Source organism: Thalassospira profundimaris (genome assembly GCF_003326795.1).
Classification (GTDB): Bacteria; Pseudomonadota; Alphaproteobacteria; order Rhodospirillales; family Thalassospiraceae; genus Thalassospira; species Thalassospira profundimaris_C.
Genome location: NZ_JPWI01000016.1, coordinates 85,758 through 109,970, shown reverse-complemented (window position 1 = coordinate 109,970; position 24,213 = coordinate 85,758). Strand labels below are relative to the sequence as shown.

Annotated in this window: 22 protein-coding genes, 1 tRNA gene and 1 riboswitch; of the genes, 19 read left to right on the top strand and 4 right to left on the bottom strand. The window is 51.8% G+C overall.

Going from position 1 to position 24,213, the window contains the following annotated elements; translation table 11 throughout:
• Positions 1-31: 31 nt before the first annotated feature.
• Together TH30_RS19900 and TH30_RS19895 are read right to left on the bottom strand one after the other, a co-directional pair.
• Positions 32-105 (bottom strand) — tRNA-Cys (locus TH30_RS19900).
• 169 nt (positions 106-274) lie between these two features.
• Positions 275-2,716 carry a methyl-accepting chemotaxis protein gene (locus TH30_RS19895; protein ID WP_114099822.1) on the bottom strand — a complete coding sequence of 814 codons (2,442 nt, stop codon included), beginning with the start codon at positions 2,714-2,716 and terminating at the stop codon, positions 275-277.
• A gap of 377 nt (positions 2,717-3,093) precedes the next feature.
• Between TH30_RS19895 and TH30_RS19890 the strand changes: the two genes are divergently transcribed.
• The 10 genes from TH30_RS19890 to ribB all read left to right on the top strand — a co-directional run bounded on the left by TH30_RS19890 (position 3,094) and on the right by ribB (position 14,583).
• Positions 3,094-3,747, top strand: a complete 654-nt coding sequence (locus TH30_RS19890) for a protein-L-isoaspartate O-methyltransferase family protein (RefSeq protein ID WP_114099821.1) — start codon at positions 3,094-3,096, stop codon at positions 3,745-3,747.
• A gap of 65 nt (positions 3,748-3,812) precedes the next feature.
• Positions 3,813-4,136 carry a rhodanese-like domain-containing protein gene (locus tag TH30_RS19885; RefSeq protein WP_114099820.1) on the top strand — a complete coding sequence of 108 codons (324 nt, stop codon included), beginning with the start codon at positions 3,813-3,815 and terminating at the stop codon, positions 4,134-4,136.
• Between the two features lie 143 nt (positions 4,137-4,279).
• A complete protein-coding gene (locus TH30_RS19880; protein ID WP_114099819.1) occupies positions 4,280-5,632 on the top strand; it encodes a TolC family outer membrane protein in 1,353 nt (450 codons plus the stop codon).
• A 121-nt stretch (positions 5,633-5,753) separates the two neighbouring features.
• Positions 5,754-6,365, top strand: coding sequence for a DUF2497 domain-containing protein (locus TH30_RS19875; RefSeq protein ID WP_114099818.1), 612 nt, complete (start codon positions 5,754-5,756; stop codon positions 6,363-6,365).
• 91 nt (positions 6,366-6,456) lie between these two features.
• Positions 6,457-9,123, top strand: a complete 2,667-nt coding sequence (locus TH30_RS19870) for a valine--tRNA ligase (RefSeq protein ID WP_114099836.1) — start codon at positions 6,457-6,459, stop codon at positions 9,121-9,123.
• A gap of 205 nt (positions 9,124-9,328) precedes the next feature.
• Positions 9,329-10,732 (top strand): aminodeoxychorismate synthase component I, encoded by a 1,404-nt coding sequence (pabB, locus tag TH30_RS19865; protein WP_114099817.1) that lies wholly within the window; start codon positions 9,329-9,331, stop codon positions 10,730-10,732.
• A complete protein-coding gene (locus tag TH30_RS19860; protein ID WP_114099816.1) occupies positions 10,729-11,298 on the top strand; it encodes an anthranilate synthase component II in 570 nt (189 codons plus the stop codon). The genes pabB and TH30_RS19860 overlap by 4 nt, the downstream gene beginning before the upstream one ends.
• Before the next feature lie 27 nt (positions 11,299-11,325).
• Positions 11,326-12,186, top strand: coding sequence for an aminotransferase class IV (locus tag TH30_RS19855; protein WP_258548804.1), 861 nt, complete (start codon positions 11,326-11,328; stop codon positions 12,184-12,186).
• 58 nt (positions 12,187-12,244) lie between these two features.
• Positions 12,245-13,522: an EAL domain-containing protein gene (locus tag TH30_RS19850; protein ID WP_114099815.1), complete on the top strand. Its 1,278-nt coding sequence runs from the start codon at positions 12,245-12,247 to the stop codon at positions 13,520-13,522.
• Between the two features lie 104 nt (positions 13,523-13,626).
• A riboswitch (FMN riboswitch) is annotated at positions 13,627-13,779 on the top strand.
• Between the two features lie 135 nt (positions 13,780-13,914).
• On the top strand, positions 13,915-14,583 hold the full coding sequence (gene ribB / locus TH30_RS19845; protein ID WP_114099814.1) for a 3,4-dihydroxy-2-butanone-4-phosphate synthase: 669 nt from the start codon (positions 13,915-13,917) through the stop codon (positions 14,581-14,583).
• Positions 14,584-14,670: 87 nt separating this feature from the next.
• On the opposite strand, the gene xth is transcribed toward ribB, so the two are convergent.
• Positions 14,671-15,450 carry an exodeoxyribonuclease III gene (xth, locus tag TH30_RS19840; protein ID WP_114099834.1) on the bottom strand — a complete coding sequence of 260 codons (780 nt, stop codon included), beginning with the start codon at positions 15,448-15,450 and terminating at the stop codon, positions 14,671-14,673.
• Positions 15,451-15,549: 99 nt separating this feature from the next.
• A complete protein-coding gene (erpA, locus tag TH30_RS19835; protein WP_114099813.1) occupies positions 15,550-15,891 on the bottom strand; it encodes an iron-sulfur cluster insertion protein ErpA in 342 nt (113 codons plus the stop codon).
• 241 nt (positions 15,892-16,132) lie between these two features.
• Here erpA and argS point away from each other — a divergent pair, with 241 nt between their 5' ends.
• The 9 genes from argS (at position 16,133) to tatB (ending at position 24,212) form a co-directional block, all read left to right on the top strand.
• Positions 16,133-17,884, top strand: coding sequence for an arginine--tRNA ligase (gene argS / locus TH30_RS19830; protein WP_114099833.1), 1,752 nt, complete (start codon positions 16,133-16,135; stop codon positions 17,882-17,884).
• A 3-nt stretch (positions 17,885-17,887) separates the two neighbouring features.
• Positions 17,888-18,754 carry an SPOR domain-containing protein gene (locus TH30_RS19825; RefSeq protein ID WP_114099812.1) on the top strand — a complete coding sequence of 289 codons (867 nt, stop codon included), beginning with the start codon at positions 17,888-17,890 and terminating at the stop codon, positions 18,752-18,754.
• The gene (gene nagZ, locus TH30_RS19820; RefSeq protein WP_114099811.1) at positions 18,726-19,811 is read left to right on the top strand and encodes a beta-N-acetylhexosaminidase; all 1,086 of its coding nucleotides are present in this window, start codon (positions 18,726-18,728) and stop codon (positions 19,809-19,811) included. Before TH30_RS19825 ends, nagZ begins: the two co-directional genes overlap by 29 nt.
• Positions 19,808-20,491, top strand: a complete 684-nt coding sequence (locus tag TH30_RS19815) for a site-2 protease family protein (protein ID WP_114099810.1) — start codon at positions 19,808-19,810, stop codon at positions 20,489-20,491. The genes nagZ and TH30_RS19815 overlap by 4 nt, the downstream gene beginning before the upstream one ends.
• A gap of 33 nt (positions 20,492-20,524) precedes the next feature.
• Positions 20,525-21,397: a segregation and condensation protein A gene (locus TH30_RS19810; protein WP_114099809.1), complete on the top strand. Its 873-nt coding sequence runs from the start codon at positions 20,525-20,527 to the stop codon at positions 21,395-21,397.
• Positions 21,398-21,414: 17 nt separating this feature from the next.
• Complete coding sequence (scpB, locus tag TH30_RS19805) at positions 21,415-22,218, top strand: SMC-Scp complex subunit ScpB (protein ID WP_114099808.1); 804 nt, start codon at positions 21,415-21,417, stop codon at positions 22,216-22,218.
• A gap of 105 nt (positions 22,219-22,323) precedes the next feature.
• Positions 22,324-23,367: an ABC transporter ATP-binding protein gene (locus tag TH30_RS19800; protein ID WP_114099807.1), complete on the top strand. Its 1,044-nt coding sequence runs from the start codon at positions 22,324-22,326 to the stop codon at positions 23,365-23,367.
• Between the two features lie 174 nt (positions 23,368-23,541).
• Positions 23,542-23,772: a twin-arginine translocase TatA/TatE family subunit gene (gene tatA, locus TH30_RS19795; protein ID WP_068519123.1), complete on the top strand. Its 231-nt coding sequence runs from the start codon at positions 23,542-23,544 to the stop codon at positions 23,770-23,772.
• A 35-nt stretch (positions 23,773-23,807) separates the two neighbouring features.
• Positions 23,808-24,212: a Sec-independent protein translocase protein TatB gene (gene tatB / locus TH30_RS19790; RefSeq protein WP_114099806.1), complete on the top strand. Its 405-nt coding sequence runs from the start codon at positions 23,808-23,810 to the stop codon at positions 24,210-24,212.
• Position 24,213 lies beyond the last annotated feature (1 nt).

Sequence of the window (24,213 nt, the reverse complement as noted above, 5' to 3'; positions counted from 1 at the left end):
TTGCTCTACCAACTGAGCTATGCCGGATCAGTGGAGGCGCGAGCCGGAATCGAACCGGCGTGCAAGGATTTGCAGTCCTCTGCGTAACCACTCCGCCATCGCGCCTTCGCGTTGGCTGGAGCGGTGTATAGCCTCATAGAATACGAGCCGTCAAGCACCCAATTTTACATTTTTTGAACAACGGCTTGATATTTACACTGAAACGAGAAAAACCGCCCGGGATACAATCCCGAGCGGTTCAACAGGGTGGGGTGCGTGCATGAAGATGACTGTGTCAGGCAGACTTCTTGCCATATTTACGTTCAAGCCACGGGGCGAGTTTTTCCTCGCGGTTTTTACTTGGTGCGAAGTCAATATTGGCAATCGTGTCGTGCGAATGTTCAACCTCGAACGGGATCGTCGTATTCGGTCCTTCAAGGGTGATCTCACCTTTGGCGCCTTTCTTTACCGGTTCAGCCAAAGAAACCTTGGCGCCGCCGGTGGAGATGTCGACGGTTTTTCCGCGAATGGATTTGCCACCAATTGTTAATGTTACCAATATCTGGGTTTCGTAACGCGGATCCTTACGGCGGTTCACTTCAGGTGTTGCTGTGCGAACGATTCGAACAAGACTGTTGCGAAGCTGGGCAATGCTCCCATCCACTTCCTCGGCGATTTTGTTCATTTGCGCTGCACGGTTGAGGTTTTCCTGCGCTTCGGACGCGACATGACCGATTTTTTCGGTAACTTCGTTTGATGCCTCAGCCGTCTGGATAACATTTCGGGCAATTTCCTGAGTTGCATCGTCTTGCTGGCGCACGCTTACCGCAACGTTCGATGCAACTTCATCAACGCGTCGAATGCTTGCCGTCATCAGCTGTACCGTGGATACAACGGAATCTGTGACGTTCTGGATCTCGCCAAGCTGACGGGTGATTTCCTCCGTTGATTTTGCTGTCTGATTTGCAAGGTTTTTGACCTCTTGTGCAACCACGGCAAATCCTTTGCCAGCATCACCAGCTCTTGCGGCCTCGATCGTTGCGTTCAGGGCAAGCAAGTTGGTTTGTGCGGCAATATCACTGATAAGCTCGGCAACTTCGCCAATCTTGCCCACGCTGTTCTGAAGCGAGGTAACCGTTTGCTCTGCGCTTTCGCCCGCCCGGTTGGCTTCGGCGGTCAAATTGGTGGCTTGTTCGATTTGGCGGGTGATTTCGCGAATGGAGGCAGCCAATTCCTCTGAGGCGCCGGAAACTGTTTCCGCATTTGCCAATGCTTGATGTGCTGCTGCAGCAACACTCTCGGAGTTTTCTGAGACACGTTCGGATGATCCTGCCATCTCGCCAGCAGATTCATTCAAACGCCGGGTTTGATCAATGATCGACTGAACAACTTTCTGCAGTTCTTTTTCAACCGTTTCGGCAAGGCCGCGAAGGGCTCCGATCCTCTGGCTGTTGGCTTTGGACTCATTTTCATCACGTTCAAGACGATTATATGCAAGCTTTGCATACAATGCGCGAAGTTGCTGAGTCAACGGTTTGAAATCAGGCATTTCAGGCAAAGGGATAAGATGGGCCAGGTCATTTCGTGCGATTGCATCGAAATGTTTTGCCATCTCGTTCAGGGGGCGACGGAATTTGCGGATAAGCCATGCGCCATAGATCAGAGTCAGGCCTGCTGCGATCAGGATCAGGACACCGTCAACTGTTGCGGCCATGAAGAATGCCTGACGGGCATCTTCAACCTGTACACCGACAATCTCGTTTTGTGCGACTGACAGATTGCCAATCTGTTCGGTGAGCGGGTCTATGGTCTGATAAAGTTCATCCTTGATCAAAGCGTCAAGTGCAACTCTGTCGCCATCTTTAAAGATGGCGCGGAGGCGCAGGATAAGCTTATCTGCGGGCGGGAGCAGCTGTTTAACGCGCTCGACGACTGCGACTTCTCCAGAATCAAGGTTCCGTGAAAAGTAGACATCAAGGTTTTCCTTGATGCGCTGTTCCGCGATATTGATGCTATCCAGACCTTCCTGCCACGTGAAGTTACCGTTGCGGACTTTGTGAGACGCATCAACAACAAACACGGCATAGTCATCAGATACCTGTTTTAGCAGGTTCAACGGTTTGACACGGTCATTATAGACGTTCTCAAGAGCTTGCTCTGTTTTGAATTCGCCATACAATGCATATCCGCCAATCAACAGCATCAGGATAAACATGGTTCCGAAAGCAAGGCTGAGACTGCCTTTGATGCTGGCGAGAAACTCTCTCATCTTCGCTTTGGGGCCTGTATTAACAACTTCACCCTGCTCAAGGCGAATATCCTTTGCCGACCCTGTGCGAATATCGGCATAGATCCGGTTGGCCGTATTTTTTTCTGCCTCGGATGGGTTTGTCCGGATGGAAATGAAACCGTTTACCTGACCGTCTTCTATAATGGGTGTTACGTTTGCCCGAACCCAGTAATGATCACCATTTTTTGCGCGGTTCTTGACCAAACCCTGCCAGGGCGTCCCGGCCTTGATGGTTTCCCAGAGGTTTGCAAATGCTTCCTTGGGCATGTCAGGGTGTCTGATCATGTTATGTGGAGCACCGACAAGTTCGTCGTTGGTGTAACCGCTGATCTCAACAAACGTCTGGTTGGTAAAGGTGATACGCCCACCTGTATCCGTTTTCGAAACCAGAATATCTCCGTCTTTCATGACGACTTCGCGGTTGGTGACTGGTCCATTGTCACGCATGATTTGCTTTCCCCCGGATGAAACACATGACACGGTCTGTCAGACTGTCACGTTCTGTAGAATTCCATTTGTGCATTTATCGAGTTCGATGGTATATATTTTTAATACTGACGTATAACATTCTCATTTGAGGATAAAAATTGTGACAGATCAAAAAATCATGTGCCGGTTTCAAAAAATCTTTGAACCGTAGGGGCGCGCCTTCTGTTTCTGTAAAAATTGGCGGAAAAACGCGCTCAAAGAGCAGGTTGGAGTTGATCCGTTGTTGTCAGTTGCTTATGTGGCAACTATAAACAGGGCAATTGCCGTGACCGCGTTTGACAACGATCAAACAGGAAGCGGAGAGTTTCTCGCGAGAATTTTCAGGTCAGATAATCATGGATTACCAAATCGCGCGCCATAACATGGTGGAAAATCAGGTTCGGACCAACAAGGTTACCGATCCGCTGGTCATCGCTGCGATGGAGGAAGTTCCGCGCGAACTGTTCCTGCCCGAAGGCAAACGCGGCATTGCCTATATTGATGAAGATATTCCGGTTGGTGATGGTCGCTTCGCGATGGAGCCGATGGTGATTGCGCGCTTGATGCAAAGTGCCGAGATCGCTGAGGCAGATGTTGCTTTGGTGATTGGTGCGGGCTTTGGTTATGGCAGTGCGCTGATTTCGCGCGTCGCAGAAACCGTTGTTGCTGTAGAAAGCAACAAGGAAATGGCGAGTGCTGCCGAAGCAGCCTTCCAGAAAGTCAACTATGACAATGTTATCGTTGTCGAAGGTGAACTGGCTGCCGGCTACGCCAAGCAGGCACCTTATAATGTAATCATCTTCGATGGTGCAGTTTGCGAAGTACCCGCCGCCATTCTGGATCAGATCGCAGAAGGTGGTCGTTTGCTCGCCGTTGTAAGAGAGGCTGGCAAGGTCGGTGTTGCCAAGCTTTATGAACGTGAAAATGGCGTCATTGGTCATCGCGATCTGTTTGATGCAAACATTCCATACCTGCCGGGCTTTGAGCCGGCGGAAAGCTTTGTATTTTAATCTGACGAATTGCCCGGAACCATCCGGGCAATTCTTTTTGTGCTCATCGCGATTGTCAGGATTTCATGGTTAGGGAACTTGCATGCCAGGAGTTGGCTAAAATCCTTGAACAAAAATTGCCAATCGTTCTTTTGGATGTGCGCGAAGACTGGGAAGTTGAAATCTGTATGATCAGGGAATCTGTGCATATTCCATTATCGGAATTGCACGGCAGGCTGGATGAGCTGCCGCAAGACATGCCGCTTGCCGTTATCTGCCATCATGGCGTTCGCAGTCGTCATGCAGGGATTTTCCTTGAAGAATATGGATTTAAAGATGTTTTTAATGTTACAGGCGGTATAGATATCTGGGCGCGTCAAATTGCGCCAGATATGATGCGCTACGATTAAACGATGTAACGATCAGAAAGCGGGCAAAATACTTTTTTGGCTTCCAAATGCCTCTTTTGTTGGAAAATTTTGTTTCCGTCGTTACCATGAGTGAAACTGCGCCGGGGTCGGGACTTGGTGTAGGATTTTACAAGGGTAGATAAATGTTAAAACGGTTCTTGCTGACCTGCAGTATCCTTGCAACCGGAGGAATGGTTGCCGGTGGCGCATCTGCGGAAAGTCTTGAGGACGCTCTTATTAAGGCATATCAGAGCAACCCGACACTCGAAGCCGGGCGCGCATCGTTGCGCTCGACAGACGAAGAGATTTCGGCTGCACTGTCAAACTGGCGCCCGAGTGTTACATTAACTGGTGATGCCGGTCTCCGTGAAAACAACACGGAAGTCAACGGGACAAATACCGACAACAGCCTTACGCCTTATACTGTCGGCTTGAACGTGACCCAGCCGCTCTATCGTGGTGGCCGTACAACCGCGCAGACAGAACGTGCAGAAGCACGCATTCAGGCAGCGCGCGCATCCCTGCGTTCCACAGAACAGGATGTGATGTTGCAAGTTGCGACGTCGTATTTCAATGTATTGCGTGATACTGCCGTTGTTGAACTGAACCAGAACAACGTTCGCGTGCTTGAGCGTCAGCTTGAAGCAACCCGGGATCGTTTTGCGGTTGGTGAAGTGACCCGTACCGACGTCTCGCAGGCAGAAGCCCGCCTTGCTGGTGCGAAAGCAGACTTGATTTCGGCACAGGGGGCGCTGGCAAATACACGCGCACAATATGAGCGTCTGGTTGGTAATCCACCAAGCAACCTTGAAATTCCCAACCCGCTTGCCGGTCTTCCAACCAGTGTTACGGATGTTTTGTCGATTGCACAGGGTCAACATCCTGATGTTCTGCAGGCGCAATACACCGAACAGGCAGCCCAGTCTGATATTCGTCTGAATGAAGGGTCGCTTTACCCGGAAGTTAGTCTTTCAGCTGGTGTTGAACGGGCGCATGAAGGGTCGACCGAGGATTTTACGGCCGACAGCGCTGATATAATCGCATCCGTTTCTGTGCCACTGTACCAGCAGGGCGCAGTTTATTCCGGTGTTCGAGCTGCCAAGCAGACCGCAGGTCAGGCGCGCATTCAGGTTGATGAAGCACGCCGTGCTGTGATTGAGAATGCCACCAGTGCATGGGAAACCCTTGTAACTGCGCGGGCGAGTATCGAATCGCAGCAGGCACAGGTATCGTCGGCAGAAGTTGCGTTGGATGGTGTTCAACGAGAAGCATCTGTCGGTTCGCGTACTGTTCTTGATGTTCTTGATCAGGAGCAGGAACTTTTGCAGGCCCGTGTGGACCTTGTCGGTTCGCGTCGTGATGCGGCGGTTGCAGAATTCCAGGTCAAGGCGGCGATGGGTGCTCTTAATGCCCAAGTCCTTGGCTTGCCAGTCGAAATTTACGACACTGAGTCCAACTACAATAAAGTCAAGGACCAGTGGTGGGGAACAGACTGACCTGATGTGTTTTCAGGACAGGGTGTCTGGCATCCTGTCCTGAACAAACTTTCGGATCGGTCTGGTTAAATGACACTAGTGCGGAAATTTAATTATGAGTGACGGGCAACAAGAACCTTCAATGGAGGACATCCTCCAGTCCATCCGCAAAATTCTTGCTGATGAGGGGGATGAAGAAAAACAGGAAGCCGCTCCTGAACCCGAACCGATGCCGGAACCAGAGCCGGAACCGGAACCCGAACCCGAACCGGAAGAAGAAATCGACGAACTCGTTCTTGATGAAGAACCCGAAGAACTTGAGTTTGACGATGAACCCGAAGAACTCGAACTCGACGAGCCCGAGGAGGAGCTTGATCTCGACGATATGCTCGATTTCGACGAGACTCCGCTTGAAGACGAGCCCGAGCCATTCGAAGACGAATTCGAAGAGCCTGAGCCCGAGCCAGAACCGGCAATGCCAGCTCTTTATGATGACGATGATGACGAACCGCTGATTTCGAATATGACGGAATCGTCGGCGACCGGCACCATCTCGGAATTGGCACAAGCCGTTGCAAAGAAACGTGCTGTTGCCCTTGGCGTTAATGCCGGTCATGCGACCCTTGAGGATCTGGTGCGCGATATGCTGCGTCCGCTGCTTAAGGAATGGCTTGACGAAAACCTACCCTATATGATCGAACGCCTTGTGAAGAAGGAAATCGAGCGGATTGTGAACCGCGCCGAAGACCTGTAGGCGAGCCGATAGTTGATTTAAAGCGGCGCGCCCTTGGTGCGCCGCTTTTTTCTTTGTATGAATGATTAAACCCGCAGCGGATCAAAAGACCATGTTGGAGAAGACTTACAGCCCGGCCGACGTTGAAGGCAGACTTTACGATAAATGGGAAAAGTCGGGGGCGTTTGCCTGCGATACGGCATCAGGTGCCGATCCCTATGTCATCATGATGCCGCCGCCCAACGTGACCGGCAGCCTCCATATGGGGCATGCGCTGACTTTTACGCTTCAGGATATCCTTATCCGTTATAACCGCATGAATGGGAAGGACACCCTGTGGCAACCCGGAACCGACCATGCCGGTATCGCCACCCAGATGGTGGTTGAGCGCCAGCTTGGCGAACAGAATGTGACGCGCCATGATCTTGGCCGCGAGAAGTTCGTTGAAAAGGTCTGGGAATGGAAAGAAAAATCCGGTGGTACAATCACCAACCAGTTGCGTCGCCTTGGGGCTTCGCCTGACTGGGCGCGTGAACGTTTTACCATGGACGAAGGCCTTTCTGCCGCTGTTCGCAAGGTTTTCGTTACCCTTCATAAACAGGGCCTCATTTATCGCGACAAGCGTCTGGTGAACTGGGATCCGAAGCTTCTGACTGCGATTTCAGATCTTGAAGTTGTCCAGAAAGAAGTCAAAGGCCATTACTGGCATTTCAAATACCCGATCGAAGGTCGTGAAGGAGAATTCATCACCGTTGCAACCACTCGTCCGGAAACCATGCTTGGCGATACCGGTGTTGCGGTTCATCCCGATGATGAGCGCTACAAGGACCTGATTGGCAAGTATTGCATTCTGCCGATCGTTGGTCGCCGCATCCAGATCGTTGCCGATGAATATGCCGATCCGGAAAAAGGGTCTGGCGCGGTCAAAATCACTCCGGCCCATGATTTCAACGACTTTGAAGTCGGCAAACGTGCTGATCTTGAAAAGATCAACATCATGGACGATCACGCCTGCATTAACGAAAATGCACCGGAAGAATACCGGGGGCTTGATCGTTTCGAAGCACGCAAACAGATCATCGCCAAGATGGACGAGCTTGGCTTGCTTGAGAAAATCGAAGACACTGTTCATATGGTGCCATATGGCGACCGTTCGAACGTTGTTATCGAGCCTTACCTGACCGATCAGTGGTTCGTTAATGCCGAAGTGCTGGCAAAGCCGGCAACCGAAGCCGTCGAAGACGGTCGCATTCGCTTTGTGCCGAAAAACTGGGAAAACACCTATTTCGAATGGATGCGCAACATCCAGCCTTGGTGCATTTCCCGTCAACTTTGGTGGGGACATCGTATCCCGGCATGGTTTGCGCCGGATGGCGAAATCTTCGTTGAGGAAACCGAGGAAGAAGCAATTGCCGCGGCAAAAGCGCATTACGGTAAGGACGTTGAACTGACCCAGGAAACCGATGTTCTGGATACCTGGTTCTCTTCTGCTCTGTGGCCGTATTCGACCCTTGGCTGGCCGGATAAGACGCCCGAGCTTGATAAATACTATCCGGGCGATGTTCTGGTTACCGGCTTTGACATCATCTTCTTCTGGGTTGCCCGTATGATCATGATGGGTATGCATTTCATGGACGGGAAAATTCCGTTCAAGGATATCTATATCCATGCTCTGGTTCGTGACGAGAACGGTCAGAAGATGTCGAAATCCAAGGGGAACGTAATCGATCCTTTGGAAATCATTGACGAATATGGCTGTGATGCATTGCGCTTTACCCTGACCGCACTTGCAGCGCAGGGACGTGACATCAAGCTTGCTGCTTCGCGGGTTGAGGGGTATCGCAATTTTGCGACCAAGCTCTGGAACGCTGCGCGTTTCGCGGAAATGAACGAATGCAAGCCGGTTGATGGTTTTGATCCTGCAAACGTCAAATCCACACTCGCACGCTGGATCGTTGGCAAAACTGTCGAGGCTGCCAAGGCCGTCGGAACGGGGATTGAAACCTATCGTTTCAATGATGCCGCAAGTGGTGCCTATCAGTTCGTTTGGGGCTCATTCTGTGACTGGTATCTGGAACTGGCAAAACCGGTTCTGATGGGCCAGGACGAAGAAGTCAAGGCAGAGATTCGCGCCGTAACCGCTTGGGTTCTTGACCAGATTCTTCTGATCTTGCACCCGGTCATGCCTTACATCACCGAAGAACTCTGGGAACAGATTTCCGATAATCGCAGCAAGATGCTGATCTCGGAAAGTTATCCGAAGTTTGACGATGCCCTGATTGATCGTAGTGCCGAGGCCGAGATTGATCTGGCAATCCGCCTGATTGGTGATATCCGTGGCGTTCGTTCCGAGATGAATGTGCCGCCAGCCGCCGAAGTCCCGATCTATCTGGTTGATGCGACTGACGCGATGAAAGCCGCTGTTTCGGCGCAGGAAGCGCAAGTCAAGCGTCTGGCACGTGTTGCTGAAATCGGCTTCAAGGGGCAGGGCGATGTCGAAGCGATCGCCAAGGGGGCCATTCAGGCCGTTGTTGACGGTGTGGCCGTCTTTGTTTCTGTTGCCGACTTCATTGACGTCGCTGCTGAGAAGTCGCGTCTTGAAAAGGAAATGCAGGACAAGACCAAATATATCAAGGCACAGGAAGGCAAGCTTTCGAACGAGAAATTTGTCAGTCGCGCGCCTGAGCATATTGTGGCGACTGAAAAAGCCAAGCTTGAGGAAGCCCGCGACACTCTGGCGAAACTTACCGAGGCTTATGACCGTATTGCTGCGATGTAATCGGATCTTTGTCCTCTGAATAAAAGGCCAACCTGTGAAGGTTGGCCTTTTTCTTTGGCAAGCCGGGCAAGGTTGCAACTGTAAGAATATTTTTTACCGTAGCCCCGAAGAATCGCGTAGATTTTTCGTCTCCTGCCTTGTGCCAAAAATGCTTCCCTGTATCTTACCGGGGAGAATTGTATCTCCCGCAAGAATGCGCCGCTGAATGCTGATAGAAGAATGTCCCTATATTGAGCCGGTCGATGCTTATGGTGCCTTTGCCCCCTTTGCCGACAGTCATTTTCTTGATTCCGGCGACCGGGATCGATTTTCCTACATTGTTGTTTCGCCATTACACAAACTGACGTCAAAAAATGGTCAGGTGACACTGGATGGTTTCCCGTTCCCGGGAAATCCGTTTGAAGTTCTTGGCGATCTGTTGTCGCGCTACCCGCAACGGCGCCGGACTGATCTGCCACCATTTCAGGGCGGAGCTGTCGGCTATTTCGGCTATGAATTGGCACATCAGACCGAAACGCTGCCGCGCGTGGCAGAAGACTGGCTTGCCATGCCTGATATGGCGGTCGGTATTTATGATCTGGTGATCGCCTTTGATCAGAATGACCGCAAGATGTGGCTGATCTCGACGGGGATGCCCGAACGTTTCGGAAAGGCGCGCGAACAGCGTGCCACAGACCGGATGAACTTGCTGCGAAAGTATCTGCGTCTTGCCAGACCGCTTCTTGAGGTGCCGTCCGCTCCACACTCGCCAAGCATTCAACCATGGCGGTCAAATTTTGGTCGTTCTGAGTTCGAAATCGAAGTTCAAAAAGTCATCGATTACATCTTTGGCGGTGACATTTTTCAGGCAAATTTATCGCAAAGCATTCGGGCTGAATATTCACGAGATGCTGTGCCGGATCGTTTTGGGCTGTATCGGCGTCTGCGAGATATCAGTTCCGCGCCGTTTGGTGCGTTTCTGAATTTCGGTGAATTTGCGGTTCTGTCAAACTCGCCAGAACGGTTTTTGAAAGTTTCGGACGGACAGGTTGAAACCAGACCGATCAAAGGTACAAGGCCCCGTGGAGAGACGCCGCTAAGCGATGCCGAACTTGCGCAAGAATTAATGCTTTCACCGAAAGATCGCGCAGAAAATATTATGATTGTTGATCTTTTGCGAAATGACCTCTCCAAGGTCTGCAAACCGCATTCGGTCAATACACCGGCAATCTGTGCGCTGGAAAGCTATGCCAATGTTCATCATCTCGTGTCGACAGTAACAGGTGAACTGCGCGACGGAAAAACGGCAGTTGATCTTTTGAAGGCCAGTTTTCCGGGGGGATCCATTACGGGTGCGCCCAAAATTCGGGCCATGGAAATCATAACAGAACTTGAGAAGACAACACGCGGCGCCTATTGCGGAGCAATTGGCTTTATCGGCTTTGACGGTTCCATGGATACCAACATTGCCATTCGGTCTCTTTGTGTGAACGGTGGTCGTATGGCCTTTAACGTTGGCGGCGGAATTGTCGCAGACAGTAACCCGGCCCTTGAATATGAAGAAACGCTGGTCAAGGCGACCAAGATGTTCGAGCTGTTCGGTATTGACGCGGAAGAGGTCGTACCGTGATCTTGCTTATTGATAATTATGACTCCTTTGTCTTCAATCTTGCCCGGTATATCGAAGAGCTAGGTCATAGTGTCATCGTGGTCCGCAATGATGAAATCGGCTCGGAACAGGTCCGCAAGCTTGATCCCGATGCAATCATCTTTTCTCCCGGCCCATGTGGCCCCGATGACGCGGGAAACAGTCTTGCTCTGGTTGAAGAGCTCAGAACGGAATATCCGATGCTTGGCGTTTGCCTTGGGCATCAGGTAATCGCGCAGGTTTTTGGCGGTGTGGTCAAGCGCGCCAAGCGTCCGGTGCATGGCATGACCTCCGAGATTGACCATAGTGGCACAGATTTGTTCGCGGGATTAAAAAATCCTTTGCAAGTAACGCGTTATCACTCCTTAATTGTTGAGTTGCCCGAGGATGGAAGTTTGATCGAACTTGCGCGCGGACCCGAAGGGGAAATTATGGCGTTTGCGCATAAAGAGCTTCCAATCTTTGGTGTACAGTTTCACCCGGAAGCGGTTTTGACGGAGCAGGGGCACGACTTGTTGGAAAACTTCCTGAAACGGGCTTCTTCCTGAAAAGCACATAAAGACAGAAGGGACGGCATGATGCAGGTATGGATGAATGGCAGCTTTCGTGATCTGGACGCAGCGTCTATTCCGGTAACGGATAGAGGCTTCTTGCTTGGCGACGGGTTCTTTGAAACCATGCGCGCCCACGAAGGCAAAATTGCCTGGCTTGATGCGCATATGGAACGCCTTGACTTCCATGCCGAGCAGATAGAGTTCCCGCTTGATCTTCTACCAGCAACCAAAGACGTTGCCGAGATCGTTGCGACCCTGTTTGAACAGGTTCGTCGCAAGGATGCCGTTGTCCGTCTGACCGTATCGCGTGGTTCGGGCGAGCGTGGTTTGCTGCCGCCTGCTGATCCGGATCCGACCATTCTGATAACGGTTTCTCCGTTTGAGCCTGTTGATCCTGGTGTCGGACTTAAGCTTTTCACGTCCCAGAAAGTGCGACGTAATGCCAATTCTGTTGCAGGCGGTATCAAGAGCATCAATTACCTTGATAACATAGCAGCCAAACAGGAAGCTCATTCCTACCGTGGAGATGACGCGATCATTCTTTCTGCTGATGGTAATGTCGCGGAAACAACGGCTGCCAATATCTTTGGCATTAAAGGGGATACTTTGTGGACACCCGATGAAGATACCGGAATTCTCTGTGGCCTCGCCCGCGGCTTTGTCCTTGGGTGGGCCGAGGAAACCGGCCGGGAAGTGGACTTTGAACCCAAAACACCCGAGATGCTTAAGGAACTTGATGCGGTTTTCACAGCAAACGCTCTTCAGGGGCTTCGCATTGTTGATAAGGTAGATGGTCTTGTGATCGGTGTTCCGGCGATGACTTTCTTTGCCGAACTTGCTCAAATGGTGGAAACTTCGCTATGCGAAGGTATAGTTGTTTAGGGTAAATTAACACTGTCGAATACATATTCATAGGCAGTGACCTGTTGCAGGACTGCCTATGACTGCCCTTATGACGAAACCCGCATTGACCCTTAACCGTTTTATCGAAAGCCTGCGGAAGCATGCTGCCAATGGTAAAACGCCGCATATGGGTATCCTTAATATCCCGCCTGAACTGCGTCTTGGTGCCGAGGATTATCAGGCAATCACCCGCGATGCTTTCCACTACCTTCCTGAAAACACCCAGATATATCGTCTTGAAAACGGAATGCTGGCGTGCGTGCGTGGCGGGAAGTGGGCCGAGGACGATTCCAACTTTGTTGATCATGTTCGTGAAACGCTCGAAGAAGTAATTGACCGTCAGGGGTTGGGAAGCATCCCGACCAATCTCTGGAACCGTTTCAAATGGCCCGATGACGACGAACGATTGGGCAAGCTGTTTGGTCTTCCGGTTTCGGCACGCATGATGGGTGAGAACTGGGAACGGTTCGATATGGCCGAGATGCTGCGCGGCGCCATTACGACCGACGCAGTTTTTGATTCCTGTCGCCGTCAGGCAATTCTGAGTTTCGACGACACCCGTCGTCAGGTTCTGGGACATGAAATCTATTGTTCCCTTGATTACCTGCGTCAGCATCATCTTGCGAGCTTCCTTCTTGAAGGGCCCGGCGAACTTGAGATTCTATCAAGGGTGCTCGATGAAAAGGTCATGGAAGTTACCCGATCAATTGCACCGTCCATTCTGCCGGATCGGCTTCATCTGAACATGCAGGTACAAACCGTTTTAAGCGACACGTTCGCTGAATTTATCAATCACGATGACGGAAAACTTGTTCAGAACCTTGCTATCGAGTTCTCAATGGAAAATGCGATTGCAAACTGGTGGGAGTTCGAAGATGCATGCGAATTTCTGCATTCTTCCGGAATTCAGGTTGGTTTGGACCGGATAACATTGCCCGCGCTGGAGTTCCTATCTCCACGCAAGATGAATGTCGATTTTATCAAGGTGATCTGGGATCAGAACATCATAGGATCGCGCCGGACCGAAGTTGCCGAACGGCTTCGTGAATTTGCCAACCTGTTTGTTGAAAACAGCCTCATTCTGACACGTTGCGACAGTCGCACGGCCCTTCGCATGGGGCGCAGTCTGGGCGTTGAAGTCTTTCAGGGTAGTTACATCGATGCGATGATGGGGACTTATCTTCATCGGGAATGCAAATCCAAGCGCCGTTCGACTGATAAAAGATGTGCTGTTTGTCAGTGGGCACCACGTGAAGCACGCAAGAACGGATGCGAGTTCCACTTTCGAAACGGCAAACGTCTTTCCGAGGTTTAAACCAAAGGTTTTCTTCGTTTTTTAGATGTTTGACAAGTGTGTGGTGCTTTCTTAAAGTGCGCACAGTTGATCAATTATGATCGGCTATGTCGTTAAAACACGGCGCTTATTCTCAGGGCAGGGTGCAAATCCCGACCGGCGGTAACCCAGATATCTGGGAAGCCCGCGAGCGCCCGAAGATTTCGCGATCTTTGGGGTCAGCAGATCCGGTGTAACTCCGGGGCCGACGGTAATAGTCCGGATGGGAGAGGATAAAGCGTGACGTTCAGGACAAGAACGCATTGGCGTGACTGTTTTGACGTCTGCCTACGACCGCCATGTGGCAATTCTGCTGCAAAGCGGGCCTTTCTTTGTTTGCCCTGGTTCGTAAGCCCCATCCGTAGAGGACGGTTATGAATCAGAGTGTTGAACCACAATCAGGTCTTTCGATCTTTGGCGATCCGCATGCGCGTATGGAACGTGCACTTGCTGATCTGCGCCAAGGTAAGGGGGTTCTGGTTGTTGATGATGAAGATCGCGAAAATGAAGGCGATCTGATTTTCTCCGCAGAAAAACTTACCAATGAACAGATGGCGATGCTAATTCGTGATTGCAGTGGCATTGTATGCCTCTGCCTGACCGATGAAAAAGCAACTGCGCTTGATCTCCCCCCCATGGTCGCAACCAACACGTCAAGCATGGGGACCGGCTTTACCGTCACCATCGAAGCCAAGGTTGGCGTCACGACCGGTGTTTCGGCTGCTGACCGGGTCACAACGGTCAAAACGGCGATTGCAGATGACGCAAAGCCGTCTGATCTTGCCCGTCCTGGGCATGTCTTCCCGCTGCGTGCCCGTGCGGGCGGTGTTCTGGAGCGTCGCGGCCATACCGAAGGTACTGTTGATCTGATGCGTCTTGCAGGCTTCAAACCGGCTGGCGTGTTGTGCGAGGTAACCAACCCGGATGGCACAATGGCGCGTTTGCCTGAACTGATTACCTATGCCCAGAACCATGACATGGTTGTTATTAGTATCGAGGACATTGTTGCCTATCGGACAGTGATGCAGCAGGCTGCAGAATAAGAGTTCCGGTCCATAGACCAGATATGAGAAAGGGCAGCGTTTTGAGCGCTGCCCTTTGTTTTTTTTGATCCGGTTATGTTTCATGGATCAATCGTCGATCATGCACCAGACCGGGGTGTGATCGGATGCTTTTTCCTTGCCGCGCGGGTCGCGATCAATGTCCGAAGCACTCAAACGATCTGCCGCCGCCGGGGTCAGCAAAAGATGATCAATGCGAAGACCATTATCCTTGTTCCAGGCGCCAGCACGGTAATCCCACCAGCTATATTGATGGCCTTTTGGATTGAAGGTGCGGAAGGCATCGGTAAAGCCCATATTGAGCATCGTGCGCAGGCGTTTGCGTTCGACCGTTGTGCAAAGAACGGTTTCATGCAGTTTGATCGGATCGTAAACGTCGGAATCATCCGGTGCGATGTTATAATCGCCGCCCATAACAGCGGCTTCACCGCTGGCATGAATTTTCTCAAAACGGGTGATCAGGCGATCAAGAAAGTTCAGTTTGTAATCAAACTTTTCATCGCCAACGGCTGTACCCATCGGAACATAGATCGATGCGACCCGTACCGGGGTGGTTGAGCAGATTGTTGCTTCGATATAGCGCGCCTGTTCATCGTCGTTATTTCCAGGCAGACCGCGTTCGACATCCTCAATCGGGAATTTCGAGAGGATGGCAACACCGTTATAGGTTTTCTGGCCATGTATCGCGATGTTGTAACCGAGATCCTCGATTTCCATCGCCGGAAATGCTTCATCAACGGTCTTGGTTTCCTGCAACAGGACAACATCTGGTTTCGCCTCACGCAACCATTCAAGAATGTTGGGCAGGCGGGCCTTGATCGAGTTGACGTTCCAGGTGGCGATTTTCATTCGGGCCTCGGATTTTTTGTGTTTAAGGTCGTTCTGATCAAACAAAACGGGGTCCGAAAGTAACGGACCCCGTTTTATAAATCGTTTTTCCGATCCGGATCAAATCGAGAAACTTGATCCGCAGCCACATGACGATGTGGCATTCGGGTTATTCACGCGGAAAGCAGATCCAACCATTTCACGTACGAAATCGATCTCGGCACCGCCCAGAAGATCAAGGGATACCTCGTCAATTACCATTTTCGCGCCGTGATTTTCGAAAATGCAGTCTTCATCAGTGGTGTCAGAGTCCAGTGAAAACTCGTACTGAAAACCACTGCATCCACCACCTGAAACCTGCAGACGCAGCATTGTGTTCGCAGCGCCTTCGCTTGCGATCAGTTCCTGGATGCGTTTCGCAGCACTTTCGGTCATTTGAACTTGCCGTGAAGCTTCGGTCATTCAACACTCCTTGGTCTCAAACCCGCCAGAATGCTGACGGGAGTAGTTCCGATCCTTGGCGTTATGATAGCACGGTCAGATCGCAGTATTTAAGTCACTATTTAGCGCGCATGGCTGAAATGTCAAAACCTGTAATCACTCCAGACAAGGGTGACTTGCGTTTTGGAACGAAATGGCTCAAAACAAGCCCCTGTCAAATGGTCCAGCGGACCAGAACCAAAAAAATGCAAAGTTCAAAGTCATGAATGTTTTCAGCCTGTTGAAAAGCGACATCGAGAGCCAGATTCTCGGCCTTGAGAAAGATGGGGTTCTTCCTGCCGGTATAGACACCTCACGCGTGACGGTAGAGCCGCCGCGCGATGCGTCTCATGGCGATGCCGCAACCAATGCCGCCATGTTGTTGTCCAAGGCCGCGGGCATGAAACCACGCGATCTTGCCGAAAAGCTTGCTGAAAAACTGCGTCTGCTTGATCACATCGACAATGTCGAGATCGCAGGGCCCGGCTTTATCAATCTGCGCATGGCTGACCGTTTCTGGCTGTCACAGGTTTCCAAGGTTCTTGAAGTCGGCACAGCATATGGCGAAAGCGATCTTGGCAAGGGCGAAAAGATCAACGTTGAATATGTTTCGGCCAACCCGACCGGTCCGATGCATGTCGGCCATTGCCGTGGGGCGGTTGTTGGCGATGTTCTTGCCAACCTGCTTGCCAAGGCCGGCTATGCTGTCACCAAAGAATATTACACCAATGATGCTGGCGCGCAGGTCGATGTTCTTGCACGGTCGCTTCATATGCGTTACCGCGAGGCACTTGGCGAAGATATTGGCGATATTCCGCAGGGCCTTTATCCGGGCGACTATCTTGTCGAGCCGGGCAATAAAATGGCCGAGCGCGATGGCAATAAATGGGTGAACGCCGCCGAAGAAGAATGGCTTGAAGAATTCCGTAGCTTTGCCATCGTCGAAATGATGGCACTGATCAAGGAAGACCTTCGCCTTCTTGGTGTGTCTCACGACGTCTTCACGTCTGAAGATGGTCTGGTAAAGGCTGGCAAGGTTCAGTCGGCTTTCGAGCATCTTGAGAAAAAAGGCGATATCTATGTCGGTGTTCTCGAACCGCCAAAGGGCAAAAAGCCCGATGACTGGGAACCGCGCCCGCAAACCCTGTTCCGTGCCACCGAGTTTGGTGACGATGTTGACCGTCCGTTGAAAAAATCGGATGGCAGCTGGACCTATTTTGCGTCGGACATCGCGTATCACTTCGATAAATACGAGCGCGGCTTTAATCTGATGATCGACATTTTTGGTGCCGATCATGGTGGCTATGTCAAACGCATGAAAGCGGCTACCAAGGCGATCACGGGTGGCGAGGGCGACCTTGATGTCAAACTGTGTCAGCTGGTCAGCCTGTTTGACAATGGCGAACCGGTCAAAATGTCAAAACGCGCTGGAACCTTCGTGACGCTGCGTGACGTGGTTGAACGTGTCGGCAAGGATGTTGTGCGTTTCATCATGCTGACCCGCAAGAACGACGCCGCACTTGAATTCGATTTTGCCAAGGTTACCGAGCAGTCCAAAGACAACCCTGTCTTTTATGTTCAATATGCGCATGCACGCGTCAATTCTGTCTTCCGTCAGGCTGCTGAAGCCTTCCCCGGGCAGGATTTCTCGGATGCCACTCTGTCGGGTGCCGACCTGAGCCAGCTTTCAACCGAAGAAGAAAAACTTCTGGTTCGTCGTATGGCTGAATGGCCGCGTATCGTTGAACAGGCTGCCATTGCTCACGAACCACATCGTATTGCCTTTTTCCTGACAGAAATTGCAGCAGAATTCCATGCATTGTGGAACAAGGGACGTGACAACACCGCATTGCGGTTCATCGTTGCCGATGATCTTGATGCTACGCTGGCACGTCTTGCGATGATCCGTGCAGTTGCGACCGTAATCGCATCGGGTCTTGAGGTGCTTGGCGTCAAGCCTGTCGAGGAGATGTAAGATATGAACGAAGAATACGGCCGTGGCCTTCATGCCGAACGCGCAGAACAGTTTCCGGCTGAAAAGCCCGCGCGCAAAAGCATGCTAAAAGGTGCGATAACCGTATTCTTCGGTCTGGCTGTCGTCATTGGCGGTCTGGGTGGCGCAGGTTACTGGTTTTATAATCAGGGACAACCGATTCAGGATGACGGCAAACTGCCAATCCTGTTGCCAGACCCGGCTCCGATCAAGTTGCGGCCCGATGATCCCGGCGGAATGGAAGTCCCGCATCGCAATACCACTGTTTATGATCAGCTCAATGATGTTGATCCGGATGCCAATGTGGTGTTGCAGGAACTTCCTGATATGCCACGTGCCCCGGAAGTAGCCAGAACTCCCAAATCGCCAGATGCGGCGGCAGTTGCAGAGAACTCTGCCCAAGCAGCCGCATCGGTTTCACCGGATGCAAGTGAAGCTGCCACGGTAGAACCGTCATCAGCTGTAAGTGCTCCGGCAATCAATGAGCCGGAACTGACAGATGCCGAAAAGGCTTTGGCAGCTATTGCTGAACGTGAAGCCGAAGCAAAAAGCGCAAAGCCTGCGGCGGTGCCGGAAACGGTGCCGTCATCGGCGGTTTCGATGAATGATTTCCGTATCCAGCTGGCGTCCGTTCGGGATGAAAGTGGTGCTTCGGCAGAATGGAAAAGATTATCGTCGAAAAACAATGACTTGCTTGGTACTCTTCAGATGTTCGTACAGCGCACCGACCTTGGGGACAAGGGCGTGTTCTATCGTTTGCAGGCGGGGCCTTTGGCCGATTCAGCTGCGGCCGAAAAGCTGTGTAGTGATCTGAAACAACGCAATGTGGGGTGCCTCATTGTCCGGCCTTGAAGTCAAAAAGCCGCGCGCCTGTATTTTGGGTGTTGCTGGGACAGAATTGAGTAATTGGGAAAAGGGCTTCTTTCGCGAAGCCGACCCTTATGGCTTCATTCTCTTTGCACGAAATGTCGAAGACCGTACTCAGGTTCGCGCACTGACCGCGTCACTTCGCGAAACGGTGGGCAACAGCAACGTTCCGATCTTTGTTGACCAGGAAGGCGGACGTGTGATGCGGCTCAAGCCGCCGCATTGGCGCAAAATCCCGGCAGCTGGCGTTTTTGGCGAGTTGTTTGACTCAAACCCGGAAGATGCCCGCGAAGCCGCCTATATCAATGCACGTCTGATGGCGATGGATTTGCGTGAGGCCGGTTTCAATACAACCTGTGCGCCGGTTCTGGATTTGAGATTTCCGGGGATGAGTGACGTTGTCGGTGACCGGTCATATGGTGCCGATGTTCAGAAGGTTGTTATGCTGGCAAGTGCGGTTGCCGCCGGTCTGCTTGACGGTGGTATTGCCCCTGTTATCAAGCATATTCCCGGGCATGGTCGTGCTTCGGTCGACAGTCACAAGGATCTTCCGGTCGTTTCTGCCTCGCGTGCGGAATTGTCACGGCTTGATTTTGCGCCTTTTGTGCAGATGAAAGATGTTCTTGCTGCGATGTCTGCGCATTTGCTGTTTACAGCAATTGATGATCAGCGTCCTGGTACGGTATCGCCAACCGTGATCAATGATGTCATTCGCAGCGAAATCGGGTTCGAGAACCTTTTGATCAGCGATGACCTATCCATGGAGGCACTTGGTGGGTCCATCGCCAGCCGTACGCACGAATGTCTGAGGGCAGGGTGCGATGTTGCACTTCACTGCAATGGCAAGCGAACCGAAATGGAAGAAGTCGTGTCAATGGCGCCACTGTTGAACGGGGCTGCCTTGGTGCGAGCACAAACATTTTCCAACCAGATCGCTGCCTTTAAAACCGACGTACCGTCTGCTACGCAGTTAGCAGATTGGCGCTTGCGCCTGGCTGAATTACTTGCACCGGTCTGGCAATCCGAAGGCGCGAACACGTGAATGATATTATCGAACTGATCGTATCTGCATCGACCTGGGTCATTCCGGTTCTGTTTGCTGTTACTTTGCACGAAGCAGCGCACGGATTTGCGGCAAAGCTGTTTGGTGACGACACGGCCCAGCGCATGGGACGTCTCAGCCTTAATCCGATCCGTCACATTGATCCGGTCGGAACCGTTCTGATACCCGGATTGCTGCTTGTTACAAATGCGCCGTTCCTTTTCGGCTATGCCAAACCGGTTCCGGTCGCTTTTCATCGCCTTCATCCCCAGCGTTTGGGCATTATCGGTGTGGCTGTCGCGGGACCCGCGACCAATGTGTTGCTGGCTATCGTATCAATCCTGCTTATGGTGTGGCTGCCGAATTTTTCGCCAGCAGTGAATGACTGGTTGGCAACAACGTTGAACCAGTCGATCTGGCTTAACTGTATTCTGGCCGTTTTCAACATGCTGCCGATCCCGCCGCTTGATGGCGGGCGTGTGCTGACCGCGATTTCTCCGATGCCAGTTGCGGGGGTCTTGGCGCGCATGGAAAAAACCGGCATGATCATTTTGATCGGTCTGGTCTTTTTGCTGCCTTACGTAACAGCCAAACTTGGAATTGACCTGCTGATCTTTCAATGGCTGGTGATTGAGCCGGCCGGTGGGCTGGTAAGACTCTTGGCGAATATCTTCGCCTGATTTCCAGTGCGAGACGGGGGCAGTCGGGGACATATGGCAGACCAGTTCGAATTGGAAATTCCGGACGAGGTGTTCGACAAGAAGCCGGTCGATGAAGACGGACCGAGCCTTGCCGAACGTTTGATCCTTGATCTAGACGGTTTCGAAGGTCCGCTTGATGTTCTGCTTGAACTGGCACGAGACCAGAAGGTCGACATCATCAAGATTTCGATCCTTGATCTGGCAGAACAGTATCTTGAATTCATCAACACGGCCCAAGGGTTGCGCCTGGAACTGGCTGCCGACTATCTGGTGATGGCGGCCTGGCTAGCTTACCTCAAATCGCGACTGTTGCTTCCCAAGCAGGAAACTGACGAGGAAGAGCTCAGTGCCGAAGAAATGGCTGAACTTCTTGCCTTCCAGCTTAAACGTCTTGAAGCAATGAAGGCAGCCGGTGAAAAGCTTCTTGAACGCCCAAACCTTGGTCGTGATTTCTTTGCGCGTGGCGCCCCCGAAGAAGTCCGCGTGACGACGGCGTCGGTCTATGATGCGTCGTTATATGATCTTCTGAAGTCATATGCGCGCATCATGTTGACATCGGAAAGCAAGACACTCGAAATCGAGGCATTCGACCTGTATGCCATGGATGATGCCATTCAGCGTCTGCGTGATCTTTTTGGTCGACGTGTGGTCCCGACCTGGACAAAGCTTCTGGAATTCATGCCGCGCGGCTTGGGATCACCGCTGAAGGCGCGATCAGCACTCGCGGCACATTTCGTCGCAAGTCTTGAAATGTGCCGGGACGGCGAACTGGAAATTCTGCAAGAACAGGTATTTGGACCAATTCTGTTGCGTTCACCGCAAAAGCCGCGTGAGGGGGATTTGCCGCGGCCAACCGCGTCTGACGACGAGTTGATCAGGGGTTAAGGGGCAGGGGCATATAAATGAGCGATAACGCACAGCTTGAAATTGAAGGTGTCGAAAGCGCGCCTGATATTGATTTTCAGCATATTCGTATTGTCGAGGCCGTGCTTTTTGCCTCGGCCGATCCGGTCAGTGAACGCGTCATTGCGGCACGTCTGCCCGAGGGTACAGATGTCGCAGCCATTTTGAATGCGCTGTCGGAAACATATGCCGCGCGGGGCATCAATCTTAATCGTGTCGGCGAAAAATGGGCGTTCCGGACGGCGGTCGACCTTGCAGGCGATCTTCATATCGAAGTCGAGAAAGCCAAGAAGATGACGCGTGCAACCCTCGAAACGCTTGCGATCATTGCCTACCACGAACCGGTCACCCGATCCGAAATCGAGGAAATCCGTGGTGTGGCTCTATCAAAGGGGACGCTCGATATCCTTCTTGAAGCACGGTGGATCCGTCCGCGCGGACGTAAACGTGTTCCGGGACGGCCTGTGCTCTGGGCAACCACAGACGACTTTCTGGATCATTTTGGTCTTGAAAATCGCGATGATCTTCCTGGACTTGCCGATCTCAAGGCTGCGGGACTTCTTGATAGCAGACCCGGTATGGGCCGCTATGGCGCAAATTCTGATGACGATGTTTTGCCTGATCTGGTCGATGATGGCGAGGTTGCGGATGCTGTCGTGGAAGAGGCTCTTACCACGCGCAATCTCGAAGAGCTTGATGAAACAATCTATTCGGACAATCCGAACCTGATGGATGACCGGGACTTTGACAGCCAGTCAGTGTCCGCTAATGAGCTTTTTGATGAAGAAGATGACCTGAATTGATCCATCTTCTTGCATCATAGGCACGGTGACCTTAAGTTTCAGAAAGATTTCGCAAATCATTTGCACCTGCAGGTGCGCGACCATTGCAGCTAAAAGAGAATTTGAATGACCGACGGCCTTAAGATGTCGAATGTCTCGCATATGTTCGGGAAAAACCGGGTTTTGCGTGATATCAGTTTCGATGTCGCCCCCGGGGAACTTGTTTGTTTGTTGGGACCGTCTGGCTGCGGGAAGACCACGGCCCTTCGTCTTGCTGCCGGGCTCGAAAAACTTCAGGTCGGGGAAATTTCGGTGAGCGACCAGGTTGTTGCCCGTCCAGGTGATTATGTGGAGCCGGAAAAGCGCGGCGTTGGCATGGTGTTTCAGGACTATGCACTGTTCCCGCATCTCAATGTCGCAAAGAATATTGCATTCGGACTGCGCCATTTTACAGAAGCCGATCGTAGCGCTGCTGTAAAAAGGGCATTGGTGCAGGTTGGCATGGCCGATTACGAGAATGCTTTTCCGCACGAACTTTCCGGGGGACAGCAACAGCGCATTGCGCTGGCGCGCGCGTTGGCACCTACACCACGTATCATGCTGCTTGATGAGCCGTTTTCAGGGCTGGATGTTGCCCGGCGTGCCGATTTGCGTGACACGACCTTGCATGTGCTGAAAAATGCCGGGATTGCGACGGTTATGGTAACCCATGACCCGCAAGAAGCCATGTATATGGCCGACCGGATCATCATCATGAACGAAGGTGAAATCATGCAGGACGGCACACCGGAGGAACTGTATTTCGAGCCGCAAAACCGTTTCGTGGCTTCGTTCTTTGGTGAAGTGAACCATTTCCCGTCAGTTGTTGCCAATGGTGCCATTTCGACCCCGGTAGGCATACTTGAAGATGTTGCTTATGCTGACGGTACGAGTGTCGATGTTCTGGTGCGCCCTGAGGGGCTTCATATTGGCAAAGCTGTCAATGGTCATGACATTCTTGCAAATGTTGATGCGGTGCGCGCATTGGGCGAGGTGAACCTGATGCATTTAACGCTTGAGTCGGGTTTCCACATCCATGCACGTGTCCCGCGGCGGTTTTCGACATTAAATCAGAAATCGGTTGCTATAACGCTTGATCCCGAGATGACCTTCGTGTTTCCTATGTCCTGATGTGACGAACTGCTCCTTGGACGAAAAACAGGGCGGACTGTCAGATTGACTATGATCAACAGATGTAAGTAGTGCCGGTTTTTAATCCATCCGTCGCATTGCACAGTGGGGGGCTTTCTGCCATTATCCGAGCACATCGCCGGAAGGCAGAATGGATCTTTGGAGATTGAAGTTATGGGTATTGGCGTTTGGCAAATCGTTCTGATCCTTGCGATTGTCCTGATCATCTTTGGCGCGGGTAAACTGCCAAAAGTGATGGGTGACATGGGCAAAGGCATCAAGAGCTTCAAAGCGGGCATCAACGAAAAAGAAGAAGATGCGGCCGCTTCGGCCAAGACCATCGAAAACACGACCTCTGCATCGGTTTCTTCCGAGAGCAAAGACAAGGATTCCGTGAAATCCTGATCGTCTGTCGGATTTCCTTCAGATAGGCGTGTCAAATGTTTGATATCGGCTGGACCGAAATGGCTCTTGTGGCCGTCGTCGCTTTGTTCGTCGTCGGCCCCAAAGAGTTACCTCATCTTCTATACAAGTTGGCAGGCTACTGGAAAAAAGTGCGCGGAATGGCACGAGAATTCCAAAGTGGCATTGATGATATCATCCGCGAAGCTGAGCTTGATGATCTGCGCAAACAGGTCACAAGTGCGCCGACCAGTGGTGCCGACTTCCTTGATAAAAGCATTGGCGCTCCAAAAAGCACCGACAAGGCTAAGGACAGCAAGGTAAAAGAACCGGAATCAAAATCCGATCCGAAAGGTGACGCTGACAAAGCCGAAACCAAGCCTGCCGCCAAGTCAAAAGCCAACGAGAGCAAAAAGAACGACCACCCGGAGAGCCAGGCGTGAA